Annotated in this window: 17 protein-coding genes and 1 pseudogene; 4 read left to right on the plus strand and 14 right to left on the minus strand. The window is 75.5% G+C overall.

Translation table 11 applies throughout. The features are described 5' to 3' along the window. The first annotated feature begins 39 nt into the window (after positions 1 to 39). Complete coding sequence (locus PHK61_RS16965) at positions 40 to 663, plus strand: maleylpyruvate isomerase family mycothiol-dependent enzyme (RefSeq protein ID WP_274282173.1); 624 nt, start codon at positions 40 to 42, stop codon at positions 661 to 663. Here the strand turns inward: PHK61_RS16965 and PHK61_RS16970 are convergent. The 5 genes from PHK61_RS16970 to solA are packed head-to-tail and all read right to left on the minus strand — an operon-like array spanning position 647 to position 6,710. Next, positions 647 to 1,582: a PDR/VanB family oxidoreductase gene (locus tag PHK61_RS16970; RefSeq protein WP_274282174.1), complete on the minus strand. Its 936-nt coding sequence runs from the start codon at positions 1,580 to 1,582 to the stop codon at positions 647 to 649. The two genes, PHK61_RS16965 and PHK61_RS16970, sit on opposite strands and share 17 nt — an antisense overlap. An 11-nt stretch (positions 1,583 to 1,593) precedes the next feature. Continuing rightward, positions 1,594 to 2,805, minus strand: coding sequence for an NAD(P)/FAD-dependent oxidoreductase (locus PHK61_RS16975; RefSeq protein ID WP_274282175.1), 1,212 nt, complete (start codon positions 2,803 to 2,805; stop codon positions 1,594 to 1,596). Continuing rightward, on the minus strand, positions 2,802 to 4,208 hold the full coding sequence (locus PHK61_RS16980; protein WP_274282176.1) for an aldehyde dehydrogenase family protein: 1,407 nt from the start codon (positions 4,206 to 4,208) through the stop codon (positions 2,802 to 2,804). Before PHK61_RS16980 ends, PHK61_RS16975 begins: the two co-directional genes overlap by 4 nt. Continuing rightward, complete coding sequence (locus PHK61_RS16985) at positions 4,205 to 5,530, minus strand: aromatic ring-hydroxylating oxygenase subunit alpha (RefSeq protein ID WP_274282177.1); 1,326 nt, start codon at positions 5,528 to 5,530, stop codon at positions 4,205 to 4,207. Before PHK61_RS16985 ends, PHK61_RS16980 begins: the two co-directional genes overlap by 4 nt. Continuing rightward, on the minus strand, positions 5,523 to 6,710 hold the full coding sequence (solA, locus tag PHK61_RS16990) for an N-methyl-L-tryptophan oxidase (protein ID WP_420791403.1): 1,188 nt from the start codon (positions 6,708 to 6,710) through the stop codon (positions 5,523 to 5,525). The genes PHK61_RS16985 and solA overlap by 8 nt, the downstream gene beginning before the upstream one ends. 128 nt (positions 6,711 to 6,838) lie before the next feature. On the opposite strand from solA, the gene PHK61_RS16995 reads away from it, so the two are divergent. After that, on the plus strand, positions 6,839 to 7,762 hold the full coding sequence (locus tag PHK61_RS16995; RefSeq protein ID WP_274282179.1) for a LysR family transcriptional regulator: 924 nt from the start codon (positions 6,839 to 6,841) through the stop codon (positions 7,760 to 7,762). Between the two features lie 19 nt (positions 7,763 to 7,781). Here PHK61_RS16995 and PHK61_RS17000 read toward each other — a convergent pair whose 3' ends face one another. The 4 genes and pseudogenes from PHK61_RS17000 to PHK61_RS17020 form a co-directional block, all read right to left on the minus strand. Beyond that, a complete protein-coding gene (locus PHK61_RS17000) occupies positions 7,782 to 8,507 on the minus strand; it encodes a 2OG-Fe(II) oxygenase (protein ID WP_274282180.1) in 726 nt (241 codons plus the stop codon). Positions 8,508 to 8,604: 97 nt separating this feature from the next. Next, positions 8,605 to 9,009, minus strand: coding sequence for a nuclear transport factor 2 family protein (locus tag PHK61_RS17005; protein ID WP_274282181.1), 405 nt, complete (start codon positions 9,007 to 9,009; stop codon positions 8,605 to 8,607). A gap of 187 nt (positions 9,010 to 9,196) precedes the next feature. Further along, positions 9,197 to 11,248: pseudogene (locus tag PHK61_RS32085) on the minus strand (ATP-binding protein); the annotation flags it as partial. 55 nt (positions 11,249 to 11,303) lie between these two features. Continuing rightward, positions 11,304 to 11,579 (minus strand): DUF4242 domain-containing protein, encoded by a 276-nt coding sequence (locus tag PHK61_RS17020; RefSeq protein ID WP_274282184.1) that lies wholly within the window; start codon positions 11,577 to 11,579, stop codon positions 11,304 to 11,306. Between the two features lie 127 nt (positions 11,580 to 11,706). Here PHK61_RS17020 and oxdA point away from each other — a divergent pair, with 127 nt between their 5' ends. Both oxdA and PHK61_RS17030 read left to right on the plus strand, forming a co-directional pair. Beyond that, on the plus strand, positions 11,707 to 12,774 hold the full coding sequence (gene oxdA, locus PHK61_RS17025; RefSeq protein ID WP_274282185.1) for an aliphatic aldoxime dehydratase: 1,068 nt from the start codon (positions 11,707 to 11,709) through the stop codon (positions 12,772 to 12,774). A 212-nt stretch (positions 12,775 to 12,986) separates the two neighbouring features. Beyond that, positions 12,987 to 13,448, plus strand: a complete 462-nt coding sequence (locus PHK61_RS17030) for a group II truncated hemoglobin (protein ID WP_274282186.1) — start codon at positions 12,987 to 12,989, stop codon at positions 13,446 to 13,448. A gap of 58 nt (positions 13,449 to 13,506) precedes the next feature. On the opposite strand, the gene PHK61_RS17035 is transcribed toward PHK61_RS17030, so the two are convergent. The 5 genes from PHK61_RS17035 to PHK61_RS17055 all read right to left on the minus strand — a co-directional run bounded on the left by PHK61_RS17035 (position 13,507) and on the right by PHK61_RS17055 (position 16,666). After that, positions 13,507 to 14,199 (minus strand): ankyrin repeat domain-containing protein, encoded by a 693-nt coding sequence (locus PHK61_RS17035; protein WP_274282187.1) that lies wholly within the window; start codon positions 14,197 to 14,199, stop codon positions 13,507 to 13,509. A gap of 67 nt (positions 14,200 to 14,266) precedes the next feature. Next, positions 14,267 to 14,539, minus strand: coding sequence for an SHOCT domain-containing protein (locus tag PHK61_RS17040; protein ID WP_274282188.1), 273 nt, complete (start codon positions 14,537 to 14,539; stop codon positions 14,267 to 14,269). Positions 14,540 to 14,551: 12 nt separating this feature from the next. Then, the gene (locus PHK61_RS17045) at positions 14,552 to 14,992 is read right to left on the minus strand and encodes a DUF6325 family protein (protein WP_274282189.1); all 441 of its coding nucleotides are present in this window, start codon (positions 14,990 to 14,992) and stop codon (positions 14,552 to 14,554) included. Then, positions 14,973 to 16,370: a chloride channel protein gene (locus PHK61_RS17050; RefSeq protein ID WP_274282190.1), complete on the minus strand. Its 1,398-nt coding sequence runs from the start codon at positions 16,368 to 16,370 to the stop codon at positions 14,973 to 14,975. The genes PHK61_RS17045 and PHK61_RS17050 overlap by 20 nt, the downstream gene beginning before the upstream one ends. Further along, positions 16,367 to 16,666 carry a hypothetical protein gene (locus PHK61_RS17055; protein ID WP_274282191.1) on the minus strand — a complete coding sequence of 100 codons (300 nt, stop codon included), beginning with the start codon at positions 16,664 to 16,666 and terminating at the stop codon, positions 16,367 to 16,369. Before PHK61_RS17055 ends, PHK61_RS17050 begins: the two co-directional genes overlap by 4 nt. Positions 16,667 to 16,727: the final 61 nt, after the last annotated feature.

A 16,727-nucleotide genomic window follows, 5' to 3' on the forward strand; every position in this document is an offset into this window, starting at 1 on the left:
GGCCGTCACACGTCCAGGAGCACGACGGGAGGAGAGACCGTGGACGACGTCTGGTCGATGGTGCACGCGGAGCGCGCGGCGCTGGTCGACGACCTGCAGCGCAGTGACCACCGGCGGTGGGACGAGCCCTCGCCGTGCCCGGGCTGGGCGGTGCACGACGTCGTCGCCCACCTCGTCGACACCGCGCGCACGACCCGGATCGGCTTCGTGGTCGGGCTCGCCCGCGCCGGATTCGACTTCGACCGCCAGAACGCGCGCGGCGTGGCGCGGGAGCGCGGCGCCACCCCCGCGGCGACCCTCGGGCGGCTCCGCGCGGTGACGCGGCGGCGCACGACCCCGCCGGCGCCGCTCGACACGCGGCTGGTCGAGGAGATCGTGCACGGCGAGGACGTCCGCCGGCCCCTGGGCCTCGTGCGCGCCTACCCGACGCCGGCCGTCGTCCGCGCGCTCCGGCTCCAGGCGCGGACGCCGGCGTCGTTCGGCGGCGCGAAGGAGCTCGTCGCCCGCGTCCGGCTCGTCGCCACCGACACCGACCTCGCGCTGGGCGAGGGCCCGGAGGTGCGCGGCGCCGCGCTCGCGCTGCTGCTCGCCGCGTGCGGGCGCCCGACCGCGCCCGGCGAGCTCGCCGGACCCGGGACGGGCGCGCTCAGAGATCCAGCGTGAGGCGCGCGCACCCCGGCTCGGCCCGTGAGACGCAGATGAACATGGTGGTCTGGTCGGCCTTCTCCTCCTCGGTGAGCAGCGAGTCGCGATGCGCGGCCCGGCCGGCGAGGATCGGCGTCTCGCAGGTCCCGCACGTGCCCTCGCGGCAGGCCCAGAGCGCGGGGATCCCGGCCTCCTCGGCGACCGTGAGGATGCTCCGGTCCGGCGGCACGGTCGCGACCACGCGGCTGGCCGCGAACTCCACCTCGAAGGCCTCGCGGCCGGTGTCCTCGCGCGTCCTCGGCGCGAACCGCTCCACCCGCAGGCTCCCCGCGGGCCAGCCGGCCACGAGGGCGTCGACGGCCTCGAGCATCGGGGCCGGCCCGCAGGCGTAGACGAGGGTGGAGCGATGCGGCGTCGCCAGCAGCCCGGCGAGGTCGAGCAGGCCGACCTCGTCCTGCGGGGCGAGCCGGACCCGGTCGCCGTACCCGGCGAGCTCGTCGACGAACGCCATGGACGACCGGGTGCGCCCGCCGTAGAGCAGCGTCCAGTCCGCCCCCGCCGCCTCGGCCGCCGCGATCATGGGCAGGATCGGGGTGATGCCGATGCCGCCGGCGACGAAGACGTAGCGCGGTGCGGGCTCGAGCGCGAAGTGGTTGCGGGGCCCGTCGACGGTGACGATGTCGCCGCCGTGCAGCTTGTCGAACACGTACTCGGAGCCCCCGCGGCTCGCCGGCTCGCGCAGGACGCCGAGGCGCCACCGCTGCCGGTCGCCCGGGTCGGAGCACAGCGAGTACTGGCGCACCAGGTCGGGACCGAGGTGCACGTCGACGTGCGCGCCGGGCGCCCAGGCCGGCAGTTCGCCGCCGTCGGCGCGGGCCAGCGTCAGGGAGAGGACGCCGTCGGCCTCGTCGCGGCGCTCCTGAATGATCATGTCCATGGTGGTCTCCGTCAGCGCATCTGGCCGGCGCCCACGTACGGGTGCGGGCTCGTGAGCGGCGCACCCTCCGCGAATCGGGAGAGGCGGAAGTCCTCGGCGGGGATGTCGGGATCGGAGCTCGCCCCGTCGACGACGAGGTCGGCGACGAGCCGACCGACGGCGGGGGAGATCTTGTAGCCGTGGCCGGAGAACCCGGCGGCGACGACCAGGCCGTCCAGCCCGGTCCGCGAGATCACGGGGTTGAAGTCGGGCGTGACGTCGTAGCACCCGGCGTAGGTCGATGCGACCGCCGGGTCCGCGAGCCCCGGCAGCCGGGTCCCGACCTTCTCGACCGCGACCTCGACCGCATCCGGGCTGGCCCGGTTCGCGTAGCGATCGGGGTCGGCCGGCTCGAGCACGGAGAGGTCCGAGTTGCCGAACAGCAGCTGCCCCCTGCTCTCGGGACCGCCCTCGGGACGGATGTACTGCAGCGAGACCAGGTCGGAGAACACCGGCACCGGCCCCAGCGGCTGACCGGGGTCGACGAGCACGATCTGCTCGCGGTGCGGGGTCAGCGGCAGCTCGATGCCCTGCGCGGCGAGCAACGGGACCGACCACGGGCCGGCGGCGAGCACCACGGTGCCGGTCGCGACGACCGTGCCGTCGGCGAGCTCGACGCCGGTGACGCGGTCGCCGGCCGTGCGGATCGCGGTGACCGTGGTGCCCTGGCGCAGCCGGGCGCCGGCACGGCGCGCGGCGCCCGCGAAGGCCTGCGCGGTCTGGTACGCGTCCCCGTACCCGCCGCGCGGCTCGAACGCGAAGGCCGCGAACGGCTCGAGGTCGGCGACCGGCCAGAGCCTCTGCACCTCGCGGTGGTCGACGTCCTCGGTCTTCACCCCGACGGCGCGCTGGTCGTCGAGCGAGGCGGCGAAGGCGTCGACGTCCTCGGGGCCGACCCCGACGACGTAGCCGGTCTGGTGGAAGCCGACGTCCGCGCCGAGCACCTCCTCGGCGTGCTCGAAGGTCTGCAGGCTGCGTGCGGCCATCGCGGCGAGCGAGGAGACGCCGTAGTGGCAGCGCACGACACCCGAGGACTTGCCGGTGCCGCCCGAGCCGACGGTCGCGCGCTCGACGATCAGGACGTCGGTGACGCCGCGGGCGGTCAGGGCCCGGGCGGCGGCGCAGCCCTCGAGGCCGCCGCCGATGACGACGACGTCGGCCGTCGGGCGAGCCGTGGTGCTCACGGAGTTCCTTCCTGGTGGGGGGAGACGCGCGCGACGACGGTCTTGAGCTTCACGTAGCTCTCGAGCGCCACCAGCCCGCGTTCGCGGCCGGTGCCGCTGTGCTTGGTGCCGCCGAACGGCACGCCCGGGCCGCCGGCGAAGTACTCGTTGATCATCACGTAGCCGGCGTCGACCCGGTCGGCCACGCGCAGCGCGCGGTCGATGTCGCGGGTGTGGATGCCGGTGCCCAGGCCGTAGTCGGTGTCGTCGGCGAGCGCGACCGCGTGGGACTCGTCGTCGAACGGCAGCACGGCGAGCACCGGCCCGAAGATCTCCTCGCGGGCGATGCGCATGTCCGGGGTGACGTCGGTGAACGTGGTCGGCGCGAGGAAGTACCCGGCGCCGGGGAGCTCGCGCGGGGCGTCCGCCACCCGCGCGCCCTCCTGCCGCCCGATCTCGACGTAGCCGGCGACCCGGCGGTGGTGCTCGGCGGAGACGAGCGGGCCGAGGTCGGGGTCGTCGATGCCCGCCCCGATCGACAGCGCCGCGGTGCGGGCGACGATCCGCTCGACGAGCTCGTCCTGCACCGCCCGCTCGACGAGCAGCCGGGTGCCGGCGTCGCAGTACTGGCCGCTGTTGGTGGTGAAGCCCGTGACGACCTGCGCGGCCACTGTGTCGAGGTCGGCGTCGGCGAAGACGATCTGCGGGGACTTGCCGCCGAGCTCGGTGACCACCGGCGTGATGTGCTCGGCGGCTGCCCGCAGCACGGCCCGCCCGGTGGCGACCGAGCCGGTGAAGGTCAGCGAGCCGATCCCGGGGTGCGCGGCGAGGGCGTGCCCGGCCTCGGCGCCGAGCCCGGTGACGACCTCGACGGTGCCGTCCGGGAACCCGGCGGCCCCGACGAGCCCCGCGAACCGCAGCGCGGTCAGCGGGGTCTGCTCGGCGGGCTTGACCACCGCGGTGTTCCCGGCGGCGAGGGCCGGGGCGACGCTGCGGCACAGCATCGACAGCGGCGCGTTCCACGGGACGATGTGCGCGGTGACCCCGACCGGCTCCCGCACGGTCCAGGCCAGAGAGCCGGGGCCGATCGGGATGGTCTCGCCGTGCAGCTTGTCGGCCGCGCCGGCGTAGTAGTCGAGGTACCCGACGCACCCGGCGACCTCGCCGCGCGCGAGCGAGAGCGGCTTGCCGGTGTCGAGGGTCTCGAGGCGGGCGAGCTCCTCGCGGTCGGCGTCCAGCGCGGCGGCCAGGGCGCGCAGGTGCCGCGCACGGTCGGCGGGCGGGACGGTCCGGGTCCGGCGGGCGGCGGCCCGCGCGGCGGTCACGGCGCGGTCGACGTCGCCGGCGTCGCCGCGCGCGACCTCGGCGATCGTCGCGCCGGTCGAGGGGTCCTCGACGGGGATCGTGCGGCCGTCGCCGGTCACGGGTCCGGGAACATGCGGGTCATCGTGTCGCCGGGCTCCAGCGGGTCTCCCGCGGGGACGCGGTCCACGCCGACCACCTTGTCGATCACCATGTTCTGGAACCGGTGCAGCGGCTCCTCGAACCGGAAGCACATCCGCCCGCCGCGGTAGGCCGGGTTCTCGATGCCCTCCTGCACCCGCTCGACGATCTCGATGTCCTGGCGGTTGACGAGGTCCCAGAACTTGGCGAGCTGCTCGATGCCGTCCTCGGCGGTGTCGTCCCCGCCCGCCCCCTCCAGCGACTCGGGGTGCGCGAGCAGCACCGCGGTCTCGACCGTGCGGTCCGCCGCGACGGGCCGGTTGAACAGCACGAACGCGTGGTTCGGGAGCACGACGAGCGCGGTCGACGGGAACAGCCACACGAACCGGCCGGCGTCGGCGTCCTGCGCGCCGAGCGTGCTCAGCGGCTGCAGGCCGTCCCAGCCGCCGGCGTCGGTGTTGCGCGACACCGGCGTCGTGCACATGCCCGTGTACATCCCGGGGCCCTGCCACCGGTAGTGGTCGGAGAACTTGGAGACCTGGTTGAGCTCGGGGTGCACCCAGGGCAGGTGGTAGTACTCCATGAAGTTCTCGCCGACGAGCTTGTAGTTCGCGTTGATGTCGTAGGTCAGCCGGCGCTGCGGCACCCACTCGTCGAGGCGGTAGTCGGCGAAGCGCGCCGGCAGGTCGCCCAGCTGCACCGACAGCGGGCGCGCGTCCGGGTCGAGGTTGACGAACAGGAACAGGCCCCAGGTGTCGACGGCGACGGCGTGGAGCCCGTAGTCGGCCTTGTCGAAGCCCTTCGCGACCGACGTGTCGAAGATCGACTCCTCGCCGGCCGGGACGTCGGAGCCCTCGAACAGGGGCGTGCCGAGGCAGTGGCCGTCGGTGTCGTAGGTCCAGGAGTGGTACGGGCAGCGGATGCGCCCGCGGGGCCCGACCTCGCGGGCGTCGTTCGCGAGCAGCTTCGTCGCGCGGTGGCGGCAGACGTTGTGGAATGCCCGCAGCTCGCCGTGGCGGTTGCGCGTGACGATCACCGAGCGGCCCGCGACGTCGACGACGACGCACGCGCCGGGGCGGTCGACATCGGCGGCGAGGCCGACCGCGACCCAGCTCGACGCGAACACCTTCTCCTGCTCGAGCGCGAAGAACTCGGGCGCGGTGTAGGTGTCGGGCAGCAGGGTGGAGGCCAGCTCGACGGGCAGCCGGGTCGCGGCGTACGTGGCCTCGTCGGTGTAGGTGGCCGGGTCGACGGGACGGGCCGGGAGAGCCGCCGGGGTCGCCGGCAGGGTCGTCTCAGACATGGAAGCTCCGCGGGTGGCTCGGATCGGTCAGGGCGGGGCGGGTGATCGAGAAGCTCTCGATCGGCTGGGACGGGGTGTGGTCGAGCGCGAGCTCCGCGAGCAGCTGCCCGATCAGGGCGGCGAACTTGAACGCGTGGCCCGCGCCGTTGGCGACGACGATCTGCGGGTGCTCGGGGAGGGTGTCGAGCACGAAATCCTGGTCCGGGGGAACGGTGTAGAGGCAGGTCTTCGAGTAGAGCTCCGGGCCGCCGAAGCGCGGGACGTGCCGGGACACGAAGTCGGCGTAGCGCTCCCGGCGCACGGGGTCGGGCTCGAAGGTGCGGTCGTCGGCGGTGGTCTCGTGGCCGCCCATGTGCTGGCCGAGCTTGGTGGCGACCTCGCCGTAGACGGGGAAGCCGTAGAAGTTGTGCCGGCCGTGCCACATGAACACCGGGAAGCGCGACGGCGCGAACTCCGCCAGGTGCGGGGTGGCGTAGTAGGTGACCTGCTCCTGCAGGACGGTCAGGGGGAGCGCCGTGCCGGTCTCGGCGAGGACCTGGTTGGTCCAGGCGTCGCTGGCGACGACGACGCGGTCGGCGTGCAGGACGCCGTCGTCGGTGACCACCGCGACGCCCTCGCCGTCGGGACGCAGCGCGCGCACCGGGGTGCGGTCGCGGATCTCGGCGCCGTGGGCGCGGGCGAGCGCCCGGTGGACGGCGTTGGCCCGGGCGGCGTCGACGATGCCCGAGTCGGGCTGGTAGAGCGCCTGCTCGCCGCCGGTGAGCCGGAACTGCGGCCAGCGCGCCATCAGCTCGTCGGCGTCGAGGCGCTCGTAGGCGACGCCGTAGCGGTCGAACATCGCGGTGTAGCCCTCGATGTTGCGGTTGCCGGTGGCGATGCCCGCCCGCGCGGCCCGGTCCTCGATGACCAGCCCGCCGGTGGGGGTGACGATCTGCTGGCACGCCTCGGCCTCGACCTCGTGCCACGCCTTGTACGCGGGCGCCGCCAGGGCCGCGTACTCCTCCTGGTGCTGGGCGAGCCGGATGATCCGGGAGTGGTCCTGGGACGCCCCGCGGACGTGGCCGAGCTCGAACTGCTCGAGGCCGAGGACGCCGGATCCGAGCTGCGCGGCGAGGCGGTAGAGCGTCGCCGACCCCAGCCCGCCGAGGCCGACGACGATCACGCGGTGGGACACGGGCATCTCCTGCTCGAGGTGGTGTTCGGGCGCACCGGACGGCGGCGGTGACGTGGTGCTCGACCGCAGTGTGGGAGCCGGATTCCGTCCACGTCCATCGAAACGTCGAACCTATGATCTTGTACGTTGGCTACATGATTGATCGGCGGCTGCGGGTGCTCGCGGCCATCGCCCGGCACGGCACCGTCACCGCCGCCGCGGAGGTCTGCCGGCTCACCCCGTCGGCCGTCTCGCACCAGATGCAGGCGCTCGCGCGCGAGCTCGACGTGGCGCTGCTCGAACCCGTCGGGCGGGGCGTGCGGCTCACGCCGGCGGCCCGCACGCTGCTTGAGCACGGCGAGACGCTGACCGCCCAGTGGGAGCAGGCGCGGGCCGACCTCGCGGCCCACCGCGCGGGGGCGGTCGGGGGGACGCTGCGCTTCGCGGCGTTCTCGAGCGCGGCGGCCGTGGTGGTGCCGCGCGTCCTCGAGCACCTGCGTCAGGAGCACCCGCAGCTGCGCGCGCGCCTGCGCGAGACCGAGCCGGCGCGCTCGTTCGACCTGCTCGCCGCCGACGACGTCGACCTCGCCGTGGTCGTCGCGACGCCGAGCATCCCGCCGGCGTCCGACCCGGCCTTCGACCAGCACGCGCTGTTCGACGAGCCGCTCGACATCCTCGTCGGCCCGGGGCACCCGCTGCTCGGGGCGGACGTCGTCGCGCTGAGCGACCTCAGCGCCGACCCGTGGGTCTGCGGCAACACGGGCCGCGCCTACCACCAGCTCGTCACGCTCGCCTGCACCCAGGCGGGCTTCGCCCCCGACATCGCCCACTACGCCGACGAGTGGGACACCGGCGCCGCCCTGGTCGCGCGCGGCTTCGGGGTCGCGCTGGTCCCGCGCCTCGCCGACCTGCCCGCGCACCACGACACGCGGCGCCTCCCGATCACGACGCCGCCGGTGCCGACCCGGCGCGTGATCGCGGCCGTCCGCGCGGGGTCCCAGGAACTGCCCACCATCGCCGCCGGCCTCGACGCCCTGCGCCACGTGACGGAGACGGGCCTCGACGCGCTGGACCCCTGACGCCGTCGCCGGCCGGCGGCTACCGCGCGTTGTGGAAGATCACGCCGAGGACGTGGCGCTCGCCCGTGTGCACCGCCGAGACGCCGTGGCGCATCTGGACGCGGTGGTAGCCCCGCGCGCCGAGCTTGGGGCGGTAGCGCACGGGGAAGACCACGCCCTCGCCGAGCCCCGGGCGCACGACCATCGCCCGCGACTGCTGGCGCGGGCGCTGCTCCACGAACACGCTCTCGCCGCCGGTGAAGTCGACGTCCGGCGTGTTCAGCATGATCAGCAGCTGCAGCGGGAAGGTCAGGTCGCCGTACACGTCCTGGTGCAGGCAGTTGTAGCCGGTCGGGCCGTAGCGCAGCACCAGCGGCGTCGGCCGGTGCTGGCCGGCGGCGGCGCAGCGCTCGACGAGCCCGGCGTGCTCGTCGGGCCAGCCGTCCTCGCCGAGTGCCTCGGCCCAGCGGTTGGCCACGCCCGCCACGCCCGGGTAGAGCCGCGTGCGCAGCGTCTGCACGAGCGGGGGCAGCGGGTCGGCGAAGTAGCGGTAGCGGCCCTCGCCGAAGGAGAGCCGGGCCATGTCGACGGTCGACCGGAACGCCTCGTCGCGGTCGAACAGGTCGATCGTCTCCGCGCACTGCGCGGGGTCGAGCACCGGACCGAGCCGCGCGTAGCCGTCGCGGTCGAGGGCCGTGCCGATGCTCGTCCAGTCGAGGCCGTCCAGCGCGGGCAGGGCGGGGACGTCGGTCGTCGTGGGCGCCATGTCCCCGAGAACACCGACCGGCCCGGCTCCGTGGCACCCCGCGCCGACGGGCTCCGCGAGGGGGCAGCGCCGCTCGACGGTGCCGGCGACGCCGAGCTCAGGCCATCACCCGGCGGACCTCGTGGGTGTCGTTGATGGACTCGAACGCCGTGACCCGCCCGTCGGTCAGGCGGTACACGTGGGCGAAGCGCGAGGTCATCGCGCGCCCGGTCGCGCGGTGCACGCCCTCGAAGGTGCCCAGCACGACCACCGTCGCGCCCGCGGCCACGAACTCGGAGGGGACGGGCACGAAGCTCTCCCAGTCCTGCCCGAGCCGGGCGAAGACGTTCGCCACGACGGCCTCCGGGCCGACGTGGGTGCCGGCGTAGGCGCTGCCCGCGGCCTCGGTCCAGGCGACCTGCGGGTCGAGCATGCCCAGCACGGCGGCGACGTCGCCGCGGGCGAAGGCGCGGTAGGCCTCCTCGAGGGCGGCGACGTCGGGGCTCTGCAGCGGCGTGGTCATGGCGGACTCCTCGGGACCGGGCGGCCGCGGGGTGCGGGGCCGCTGCGCTCAGCCCAGCGGGGTCCGGCGCCGCCCGGTATCCCGGGACGGCCGCCACGCCCCGTGGGGGCGACGTGGGTACCGCCGCGGCCCAGGCCGCGATCTGGGCGCGCGTGCCCACCCCGAGCTTCGCGCGCAGGTTCTCGGTGTGCCGCTCGGCGGTCCGCTCGCTGATGCCGAGGCGCCGGCCGATCTGGCGGTTGGTCAGCCCCTCGGCGACGAGCCGCGCGACCTCGAGCTCGCGCGCGGTGACCCCGTGGGACGGCGCGCTGCCCACCGCGGCGCGGGCCGCGGCACGGGCCCGGTCGCAGTGCGGCCGCAGGTAGGCGTTGCGCCGGGAGCCGGCGCGCTCGCGCAGGTCGTCGGCCGTGGCGAAGAGCTCCAGCGCCTCGGCCGCGGCCCCGCGGGCGGCGGCGACGCACGCGGCGCCGTCGTGGCAGTCCGGCAGCGAGCGGCGGTCGCCGATGTGGGCGAAGGCCGCCGCGCCGTCCCGGAACCGCCGGTCGGCGGCGTCGAGGTCGCCGTCGAGGAACGCGAACCAGCCGAGGAACCAGCCCGCCTTCGCCGCACCCCACGGCGACGGCGCGGCGAGGCGCGCGTTCTCCTCGAGGAGGGCCCGGGCCTCGTCCGGCCGGCCCTGCGCCCACCGCACCAGGCCGAGCCCGCAGGTGGTCCGCAGCAGCGGCATCCACGCCGCCTCCCGCCGCGCGACGGCGAGGCCGCGCTCGGCCCGCGCGGCGATCGCCGCGACGTCCCCGCCGGCGAAGTGCGCGATGCCGAGGCTGCCCGCGCACCAGGCCCAGCCGGCGGCGTCGCCGTGGCGCTCGGCCAGGTCCGACGCCTCCTCCAGCGCGCGGTACGCGCCGGCGAGGTCGTCCTGCCAGAGCAGGAGCAGCCCGAGGGACTGCAGCGCGGCCTGGCGGGCGGCCGGGTCGTGGGCGGCCTCGGGCCGGGCGAGCAGGCGCTCGAGGTGCGACCGTCCCTCGCCGAGGTAGCCCCGCATGTCCCAGAAGAAGTAGAGATCGGCCGCCGTGCGCAGGCCGGTGGCGGTCTCCGCAGGCGGGCAGCGCTCGAGCGCCGACCGGAGCTCGGCGACCTCGGCCTGCGCGACGTCGATCCACGCCGCCTCCTGCGGCCCCGGGCAGTCCACGACCGCGGTGGCGACCTCCGCGCACCAGTCGGTGTGCCGGCGCACGGTGTCGTCGTCGCGGGCCGGACCCGCGGCGTGCCGCCGCAGCGTCTCCAGCATCCGGTAGCGCACCCCGGTACCCGCGGGCACGACCTCGACCAGGGAGTGCTCGACGAGCTCGGCGAGGGCCGGGGTGACGTCGCGCCCCGCCCCGCAGACCCGCTGCGCGACCTCGGCTGTCCAGCTCCCCGCGAAGACAGCGAGCCGGGCGAACACCGTCGCCGACCAGTCGTCGAGCAGGGCGACGCTCCAGGCGACGGCGCTCTCCAGGCTCCGGTGCCGCGCGGGCACCGCCCGCCGCGGCGAGCGCGACGTCCCGATCCCGCCGTCGGCGAGCAGACCCGCGAGCCCCACCGTGCGCACCTGCGCGGCGGCGAGCTCGAGCGCGAGCGGGAGCCCGTCGAGCGCCCGGCAGATGCGCGCCGCGTCGGCCACGTCCGCGTCCGAGACGCGGCGGTCGGGCTCGGCGGCGCGCACCCGGTCGAGGAACAGCGTCACGCTCGGGAGGCCGGCGACGGCGCGGGGGTCGGCCGTCGCGTCGGGGACGGTCAGCGGGCCCAGGGGGAGCAGCTGCTCGCCGGGGATGCGCAGGGGGCAGCGGCTCGTCGCGAGCACGCGCAGCCGCGGGCACCGGCCGAGCAGGTCGGCGAGCCCGTCGACGGCGTCGAGCACGTGCTCGACGTTGTCGAGCAGCAGGAAGCCGTCGCGGTCGGCGAGGTGCCGGTGCAGCGTCGTGACCAGGGGCTGCGGCCCCGCCTCGCCGAGCCCGAGCGAGCGCGCGACGGTCGGCAGCACCAGCGCGGCGTCGGTGAGCGGGGCGAGGTCGACGAAGACCGCGCCGGGCACACCGCCGGCGACCTCCACCGCGAGCCGGGTCTTCCCGCAGCCGCCCGCGCCGACCACGGTGAGCAGGCGGTGGGTGCCCAGCAGGGCCCGCGCCGTCGCGACCTCGCGCTCCCGGCCGACCAGCGGAGTCAGCGGCGACGGCACCGGGACCCCGTCCGCCTCCATCCGCCGCACGGTAGCGGGGGTGCGGCGGCGGGGGCAGGGCCGGCGCGTCACCGGATCAGCGGCCCGCGGTCCCGGGCCCGATGGTGGCGGTGACCTCGACGACGAGGTCGGCGGGGAACCCGCCGCGCCGGGCGTGCTCGCGGACGGTCTCGGCGTCGTCGGTCTCGTGCACGCAGTAGAACTTGTCGCCGGCGACGTAGCTGTGGCGCCACGTGTACGGGACGCCGAGGTCGCACACGACCTCGTTGGACGTCGCCGCGATCTCCGCGAGCTGCTCGGTCGACAGGTCGGACGCGCCGGGGATGGTCCGCTCGATCAGGAAGGTGGCCATGTCATCGCTCCTCGTTCTCGGGTGTCGGCCTCGTGGCCTGCGAGGACGCTAGGAGCGGGCGGCGGCGCCCCGCGTCGGGAGACAATCCCCGTCGTTCGCCCGGCGGTACCCATCTCGGGAGGCACCTGTGGAATCCGCGATCGACGCCCACCTGCAGGGCCCCCGCACGCTGTCGCGGCGCGTCCCCGAGGACTACCGGCCGCCGTTCCCGATCTGGGTGGCGCGCGTCGGGGAGGACGTCACCGCGGTGGCCATGGGCTACTTCGGCGTGCAGTACCGCGGCGAGGAGCACCGGGCCGAGGCGTGGGAGGCCCTGCGGGCGATCGTCGACGGCTTCGCGCTCGAGGACGGCCCGGGCGGGTGGGACCTCACCCACCACGTCGACGCGCAGGGCTGGGACACCCTCGTCGCGGCGGCCTACTGGCGCGACGCCGGCACCTCCGAGCGCTGGTTCGCGCGCCCGGAGGTCGCCGGCTGGTGGGGCGCGCCCGAACGGCTGACCGCGCGCGTCGGCGTCTTCCGCGAGATCCTCTCCCCGGGCGTCGAGCGGTTCGAGACGCTCTACCCCTTCACCGACGACCTCCCCGGCGTCGGCGGGGTCCTCGACGACGTCAGCGACCAGGTCGAGGAGCACGCCTACTGGGGTGCGATGCGCGACCGCATCCCGCGCTCGCAGACCGACCGGATGCGCCCGGACGGCGAGCTGCAGGCCTCGGGCGACCCGGCGCGGGGCGGCCGGGTGGTCGTGCGCGGGCACGAGAACGTGGCGCTGATCCGGTCCGGCCAGGACTGGCGCCACACCCCCGACGAGGAGCGCGAGCTCTACCTGGGCGCCATCGAGCCGGCGCTGCGCGAGGCCATGGACTTCCTGCGCGACCGCGGCCAGCGTCTCGGCTGCTACAGCAACCGCTACGTGCGCAACGTCGACCTCGACGGGAACCCGCTCGACACGACCTACGCCATCTCGTACTGGCGCTCGCTCGACCTGCTCGAGCGCTGGGCCGAGTCGCACCCCAGCCACCTGCAGGTGTTCGTCGCGTTCGTCAGCCGGGCCCGTCACGTCCCGTCTCTGCGCCTCTACCACGAGGTCTCGGTGGTCGACGCCGACGCGCAGTACTACGAGTACGTCAACTGCCACCCCGCGACGGGCCTGCTGCGCGACGCGGTCAGTACCGCAGCCCCGCCTCCCGCATGAGCGGCATGACGGTCTCGCCGAAGTGGTCGATCTCCTCGTTTGTCGTCGAGGAAGGCCATGATCATCCCCGCCATGCCGGCGTCGGAGAGCCGCTGCTACCTGGAGACCAATTCCGTGTGGGTCGAGCTCACCGGTGGCACGCGCGATCCGTTCACCCTGGGCTGACCGGCGAGGTCTGTCGCCCTCCACCGGGGCCTGATTACGGTGTTGCAATGACGCCGACGCTGTACGACTGGGCCGGCGGCGGGGACGCCTTCCGCCGCCTCATCGACGCGTTCTACGACCGGGTGGAGAACGACGACCTCCTGAGCCCGCTCTTCCCGGGCGGGGTCACCGAGGAGCACCGCGCGCACGTCACGCTGTGGTGGATCGAGGTGTTCGGCGGGCCCGCGGAGTACACGGCGACCCTCGGCGGCTACGAGCGGATGCTGGCCCACCACCGTCAGCTCGGCATCACCGCCGACCAGCGCCGGCGCTTCGCCGAGACCATGAGCCGGGCCGCCGACGACGCCGGCCTGCCCGACGATCCCGAGTTCCGCGCGGCGTTCGTCGGCTACGTGGAGTGGGGCACCCGGCTGGCCCTGCACAACTCGCAGACCGGGTCCGAGGTCGTCGAGCACGCCCCGGTGCCGCGCTGGGGCTGGGGCGTGGCGCCGCCCTACCAGCCGTCCTGACGGGGCGGGTGCCCCGTCGCAGCCCGGCCACAGCTCGGCCCGGCGCACGACCCCGAGGTCACAGCACGCGCGTGACCAGCGCGACGCCCTCGGCCGTGACGTGGTGCGTGCGCCCGGAGCCTCCGACGACCCGGCTCGCGCTGCGCACCTCGACGGTCGGCTCGCCCGCGTCGTCGGCCCAGCGGCACGCGAACCCGCCGTACATCCCGGGGACGCGGACCCACATCGTCGCGTCGGGGTACTCGAGCAGCGGCCCGAGCTGGGGCGGGCGCAACGGCCGGTCGAGGCGCCGCGTGCGGACCTCCACCAGCGCGCGCAGGAAGGTCTCGATGTCGGCGACCGCCGCGTCGTCCAGGGCCATCACGGGGTCCGGGCGGAGCCGGTCGGCGAGCGAGACGTGGCCGAGCCGGCGGGCCACCGACTCCGCGGTCTCGCCGTCCGCGGTGCGCAGCGTGCGCCACGCGCCGCGGGCGACGAGGTCGTCGACGACGTCGGGATGGGCGCCCTGCAGCGCCGCGTGGTGCAGCGGCGCCCTCCCGCTCGCGTCGCCCGCCCGCAGCGCGTTGGCGCTCAGCGCCGAGGGCAGGTCGTCGTCGGTGCGGTCGAGCAGCGTCGCGACGTGCGCCCAGTGGGCCGCCTCGACGGCGTCGGAGAGGGCGTCGCGGAGGGCGAGGACGGTGGGCTCGAGGTCGGAGCGTTCGAGGACGGCGTCCCAGAGGAGCTGCGTCACGGCCGGGGCGGGTCGGACCATTGCGGCCAGCCTCGCTGACCGAGATCGCCCTGTCAGTCCGCCGATCGGACTCTTGCGCTGCTCGTGCTCAGCGGCCGAGGATCCGCCGCTTCTGCTCGTCGAACTCCTCCTGGGTCAGGATGCCCTGGCTCTTGAGCTCGCCGAGCTGGCGGAGCTGGTCGATGGTGTCGTCGCCGGGGCCCGGGCCGGACGCGGGCGGCGGCGGCGGAGGCGGCGGCGCGGACTCCGCGGCCTCCGCGGCCCAGCGGCCGGCCTGGCGCCGGCTGACGCGGTTGGACACCGCGGTGGCCGTGCCGGCCACGAGCGCGGTGCGGGCGAGTCCTCGCAACAGTCCTGGCATTCCTCGACTCCTCTACGCGTGGACCGACGGGGCGAGGGCGGCCTCGACCTCGTCGACGGGGATGCGCCCGCCGGCGACGAGCTGCGCGCCGCCGCGGCGCAGGGCGGTGGCGAGCGGCGCCGCCCAGACGTTCTCGTAGACCACCAGGGCGGCCGTGGTGCCCGGGTCGAGCACCGCGCCGGCCTCGTCCACGTCCTCCTGTCCCAGCAGGCCCGAGGACGCGCCCTCGAAGACGGTGAGGTCGAGGTCGCCGTCCCCGTCCAGGTCGGCGAGCTCGAGCCCCGCGACCGTGCCGTCGGCGCCCTTGGCCAGGAAGACCAGGTCGAGGATGCGGATGAGGCCGCGGTCGACGAGGTCGAGCAGCAGGGGCATCCCCTCGCCGGTCCTCGTGCCGGACGGGAACTCGACGACCAGGTAGTCGATCGGGCCCGTCTCAGTTCTCGGCTCGGTCATGGTCCTGCCTCCCAGCTCGGTGCTCCGGCTCCCGATGCTCGTCGGGCGTCGCCGGGGGGTCGTCGCCCGCCGAGGGTGATCCCGGGGCGGGGTCGGGCAGGCGCAGGGTGACCACGTAGGAGGTGACGACGCCGACGATCACCAGCGGCATCACGGCGATCCCCGCCGACCCGAGGAACAGGGTGGCGAGCAGCACCGAGGTCATCGGCAGGCGCAGCATGCCGACCGTCATCGCGCCCATCCCGACCGCCGCGCCGGCGAGGGGGTCGAGGCCGGGCAGCAGGGAGAGCGCGGTGCCGCCGACCGCCCCGAGGTACATGGCCGGGAACGTGGGCCCGCCGCGGAAGCTGCTCAGGGCGCCGGCGTAGGCCAGGCCCTTGCACACGATGAGCAGGAGCAGCGCGCCGATCCCGTACGCGGCCGGGTTCTGCAGCAGGGGCCCCAGCGCGTCCTGGCCGGAGAACAGCACGTCGCCGGTGGGGTGGCCGGTCGAGACGGTGTAGACCACCGCGAGGGCCCCGATGGCGAGGCCCACCAGCGGGGTGAACAGCACGGGCCCGCGCACGACCGCGGGCCGCAGCCGCAGGGCCGTCCACCGGATCGCGAAGCACAGCGGGGCGGCGACGGCGCCTAGGGCCACCGCCCAGGCGAGTCCCGCGAGGGTCGGGGTGGCCGCGCGAGGAAGGTCGGTCACGGCCAGGGAGAACGTGCCGAAACCGGTCCACGAGTCCAGACCGAGGAAGACCAGCGAGCCGAGCCCGGCGCCCAGCAGCCCCGGGACCAGCACCATCGTGGCCGTGGCACCGCCGAGGCCGATCGCCTCCATCATGAGGAACGCGCCGGCGAGCGGGGAGCCGAACAGGGTGCTCACCGCGGCGAAGCTCCCGGTCGCGGCCACCACCGAGGCCGCGGACGCGGGCGCATCCCCGCGCCGCACCAGCCGCAGCGCGATGACGGCGAGCCCGCCGCCGATCGCGATCAGCGGGGCCTCCGGGCCGACGACCACCCCCAGTCCGATGCTCGCGACCGCGGCCAGGGCGATCCCGCCGAGGGCGGCCGGCGACGGGGCGCCGCCGGCGTGGAAACCGTCGGCCGGGGACTCGCCGCCGTGGCCGGGCAGGTAGCGCACGGTCAGCCCGACCAGCACACCCGCGACCCCGAGGGGCAGCAGGGGCCACCAGAGCGGCGCCGTCGTGAACCCGAGAGCCGCCGGCAGCCCGGTGAAGGCCCAGTGCTGCGCGAGCCCGACGAAGGCGAGGAACCAGTACGCGATCGCCGAGATCGGGATGCCGAGGACGGCGGCGAGCGCGAGCAGGCCCAGGTAGCGGCGTGACCGCAGGACGGTCAGCGGGTCGACCGGCGGTGCTCCCGAGGTCACGACACGGGCTGGGCGCGCCCGTCGCCCGCCCCCACGGCCCGGCGCCCGTCCGGCATCGGGGCCTGCCACGCCTGCGCGCCGGCGCTGGTCGCCACCTGGGCCACCCCGAGGGCGTGGCGGGCCAGCTGACCGGGCGACATCTCGGTGCCGCGCTGCCAGCGCCGGACGGCCTCGAGCAGGGCGACGCTGCTCAGGCCGAGGCCGACGCTCGCGACGAGGCTGCCCACGGCGGTGAGGACAGCGCCGCCGAGGAAGAGCCGGGAGTTGAACCCGTGGTCGGGGGGACGCGACGACATGGCAGGACCTCCGTGGATGGGCGGTGCCCGTCCACCGTGGGGGCCGGCCCCGCCGCCCACA

The organism is Actinomycetospora lutea (genome assembly GCF_028737205.1).
Taxonomy (GTDB): domain Bacteria; phylum Actinomycetota; class Actinomycetes; order Mycobacteriales; family Pseudonocardiaceae; genus Actinomycetospora; species Actinomycetospora lutea.